The sequence below is a fragment of the Trebonia sp. genome, from assembly GCF_049794275.1.
In the GTDB taxonomy this organism is placed as follows: Bacteria; Actinomycetota; Actinomycetes; order Streptosporangiales; family Streptosporangiaceae; genus Trebonia.
In genome coordinates this window covers 1-3,561 of the sequence record NZ_JBARCR010000494.1, presented here as the reverse complement: position 1 = coordinate 3,561, position 3,561 = coordinate 1, and the positions used below count along the sequence as shown (strand labels likewise).

The 3,561-nt window shown below is 70.9% G+C and carries 4 protein-coding genes; 2 read left to right on the top strand and 2 right to left on the bottom strand.

Annotated elements, in window-relative coordinates:
- Positions 1-1,242: LON peptidase substrate-binding domain-containing protein (locus WA805_RS13450; protein WP_425242499.1), on the bottom strand; the 1,242-nt coding region annotated here is incomplete at its 3' end.
- A gap of 142 nt (positions 1,243-1,384) precedes the next feature.
- Between WA805_RS13450 and WA805_RS13445 the strand changes: the two genes are divergently transcribed.
- Positions 1,385-1,690 carry a DUF4235 domain-containing protein gene (locus WA805_RS13445; protein ID WP_422286167.1) on the top strand — a complete coding sequence of 102 codons (306 nt, stop codon included), beginning with the start codon at positions 1,385-1,387 and terminating at the stop codon, positions 1,688-1,690.
- Positions 1,691-1,733: 43 nt separating this feature from the next.
- Positions 1,734-2,987, top strand: coding sequence for a YncE family protein (locus tag WA805_RS13440; RefSeq protein ID WP_422277011.1), 1,254 nt, complete (start codon positions 1,734-1,736; stop codon positions 2,985-2,987).
- A 7-nt stretch (positions 2,988-2,994) separates the two neighbouring features.
- Here WA805_RS13440 and WA805_RS13435 read toward each other — a convergent pair.
- A partial coding sequence (locus WA805_RS13435) for a LutC/YkgG family protein (protein WP_425242498.1) occupies positions 2,995-3,561 on the bottom strand: 567 nt, incomplete at its 5' end.

Sequence of the window (3,561 nt, the reverse complement as noted above, 5' to 3'; positions counted from 1 at the left end):
GGGCAGCGCGCCGACGTAGGTGCGCCGGTGGCCGCGGATCTCCGCCTCGTCCCGCACGCCGCCGAGGGCGACGCGCACGAACTTGCGGTCCATGGCCCGCGCGACCGACTCGCCGAGCGACGTCTTGCCGACGCCAGGCGGTCCGACGAGCGCCAGCACGGCGCCGGAACGACGCCCGCCCACGACCCCGAGGCCACGGTCGCTGCGCCGCTTGCGCACCGCCAGGTACTCGATGATCCGGTCCTTCACGTCGTCGAGCCCGGTGTGGTCCTCATCGAGGATCCGCCGCGCGCCCGCGATGTCGTAGGCGTCCTCGGTCCGCTCGTTCCACGGAATGTCGAGGATCGTGTCGAGCCAGGTGCGGATCCAGCCGACCTCCGGTGACTGCTCGGAGGTCCGCTCCAGCTTGTCGACCTCCCGCATCGCGGCCTCGTGCACGTTCTCCGGCAGGTTGGCCGCCTCGACGCGGGCCCGGTAGTCGTCTTCCTCGGTGCCCTTGCCGTCGCCGCTCAGCTCGTTGAGCTCCTTGCGCACGGCCGCGAGCTGCTGGCGCAGCAGGAACTCCCGCTGCTGCTTCTCCATGCCCTCGGTGACGTCCTTGCGGATCGACTCGGCGACATCGAGCTCGGCCAGGTGCTCGCGGGTCCAGCGGACCGTCAGCTCCAGCCGCTCCACGAGGTCGGCGGTCTCGAGCAGCTGCAGCTTCTGCTCGGCGGTCAGGTAGCTGGCGTACCCGGCCCGGTCGGCGATCGCCGACGGGTCGTCAAGCTGCTTGATCGAGTCCACGACCTGCCACGCGCCGCGCTGCTGCAGCGTGGCGATGACCAGCGACTTGTACTCCTTGGCAAGCTCATCGGCGCGGGCGCCCTGCCCCGTCTCCGGGATCTCGGTGCCCTCGACCCACAGCGCGGCGCCCGGCCCGGTCGTCCCTGAGCCGATCCGCACCCTGGACACACCGCGGAGCACAGCGCCAGGCGTTCCGCCCGGCATGCGCCCGACCTGCTCGATCACCGCTAGCGTGCCGACGCCCGCCAGGCCCCGGTCGCCGATCCGCGGGACGAGAAGGATTCGCGCGCTCTCTTCAGAACGGATCCCGGGTCCCCGCCCAAGCCCTCCGCTGTTCCTGGCGGCCTCGACTGCACCGCGGACCTCGGGGTCAGAAAGCTCGATGGGGACCACCATGCCCGGCAGCACGACTTCGTCGTCCAGCGGCAGCACCGGCAGCGTGAGCGTTTCGCTCATCAGCCCCTCCTAAGGTTGAGTCAATCACACTCAAGAAAAAAGAGCCCACCGTTATTTCCCCGCCTTGTCCGCTCACAGCGATCGTTCGCCGCGCGGTGCCGGAAGGCGTGTGAGAGCTGGCTTCCCGGGTATCCGGAGCGGTATGAGCAAGCTGCTTTACAAGGTGATCAGCATTGGTGCCAGCGTGCTGGGCGGCATCCTCGCCGGCGCGATCTTCAAGCGGGTCTGGCGGGTGACGGCGGACGAGGACGAAGCCCCGTCGGCGACCGACGCCCGCAGTAGCTGGTCCGAGGTCCTGATCGCCGCGGCGATCCACGGCGCCATCTTCGCCGTGGTCAAGGCGGCGCTCGACCGCGGCTCCGCGACCGCTGCCCGCGAGTTGACGGGTAGCTGGCCAGGCGACGGCGACGAGAGCGACGCGGCGGCGGAAGCCGAGCGCGCGAAGTGACCCGGTAGCGGCCACTACGCTGCGCGTGTTTAGAGTTACCAGCGTGGGCCGCACGACAGGCGAGCCGCCGGGTCAGATCCTGACCCGGCGACGCGCCATGACGGCATTCGCCGCGTTCACCTGCGGGTCGGGACTGCTCAGCGCCTGCACGTCGGCGCCGCAGCGGAAGGCGGCGGCAACCATCGGACGGTGCGGGAGTAGTACCCCGCCGGCGGCTGTCGCGAGAGTCGCGCCGCCCGGCAGCGCGCCGCCAGGCAGCGCGCCCCCGCTGAACGTGTACGCGTATATCTCGCCAGGAATGACCAACCCGAAGTGGGGCCGCGACCCGTCCAGGGTCTACGTGCCGAACAGCCTCAGCAACACGGTCAGCGAGATCGACCCCGCCACTTACAAGGTCACCAGGACTTTCCCCGTCGGGGCCGAACCGAACCACGTCACCCCGTCCTGGGATGGCGCCGTCCTGTGGGTGAACGACACGGCGGGCAACAGCCTTACCCCGGTCAACCCCGTGACGGGGCGGCCCGGGCGCCCCGTCCCCGTGGAAGACCCGTACAACCTCTACTTCACCCCGGACGGCCAGCACGCGCTGGTGATGGCGGAGGCTCTCAACAGGATCGACTTCCGCGACCCGGTCACGATGCGGCTGCGTCACTCCATGCGCATACCGACCGCCGGCGTCAACCATCTGGATTTCACCGCCGACGGGCAGTACGCCCTGGCCAGCTGCGAGTTCAGCGGGTCGGTCGTATGGATCGAGCTGGGTGCGCGCCGGGTGGTCGGCAAGCTCACTCTTGGCATGTCCATGAGCGCCCCGATGACCGCGCCGGGACCCGGGTACGCCATGCCGCAGGACGTCCGGCTGTCCGCGGACGGCAAGCTGTTCTACGTCGCCGACATGGCCGCGAACGGTGTCTGGCTCCTTGGCACGCACCAGTCGAAGCCGCTGGGGTTCCTCCATACCGGGGCGGGCACGCACGGCTTCGAGGTCGCCAGGGACGGCAGGCGCCTGTTCGTCTCCAACCGCGGCGAGGGCTCCGTCAGCGTGATCGACATGACCGTCAACCGGGTGGTCGGCAAGTGGCGGATACCCGGCGGGGGCTCGCCCGACATGGGCGGGATCTCCGCCGACGGGAAGGTCATGTGGTGGGGCGGCCGGTACAACGGCGTCGTCTACGCGATGTCTACCGTGGACGGGCGGCTGCTCGCGAAGATCCCTGTCGGATCCGGGCCGCACGGCCTGTGCGTGTTCCCGCAGCCCGGCCGCTACTCACTCGGCCACACCGGCAACTTCCGCTGAGGCGCCCTCAGCCGCTGATGAGGATGTGCAGGTTCCGCGGCCCGTGCACGCCCTCCACCCGGATCAGCTCAATGTCGCTGGTGGCCGACGGGCCGGAGATCAGCGTGTGCGGCCGCGCCGGGTCCAGCCTGGCGAGAGCGTCGGCGATGTCGGCGGCCACCTGGCCGGCGCGGACCACCACGAGGTGGAAATCGGGTACCAGCGTGAGCGCGCGGCGGCCCTGGCCGGGGCCGTGGTCAAGGATGATCGTGCCGGTCTCCGCGATCGCCACCGCGCAGCTGGTCACGACGCCGGAGATCCGGTCCAGCTCCGCCGCGGACAGCGGCGGCTCGTCCCGCACCAGCCGGATGACCGGCGCGAGCCCGGCCAGCCAGCCCGCGGGCAGGCCGTCGGGGACGACGAGGGACTCGACCGCGGCGACAGCGGCGGCGACCGCGCCGGGCAGGCCGTCCTCGGGAACGCGCTCCACAACCGCGCGGTAGTCAGCGGCGCGCTCGGCGAACAAGGCGACGACATCCGTGACCGACGGGTCGTGGTGCGCCCGCCGGTACGGCCGCGGCAGCGCCGCGTAGGC

Bases quoted from the DNA above. Each gene is read 5' to 3' on its own strand.
- WA805_RS13445 (WP_422286167.1), top strand. From the start codon at position 1,385: ATGAGCAAGCTGCTTTACAAGGTGATCAGCATTGGTGCCAGCGTGCTG.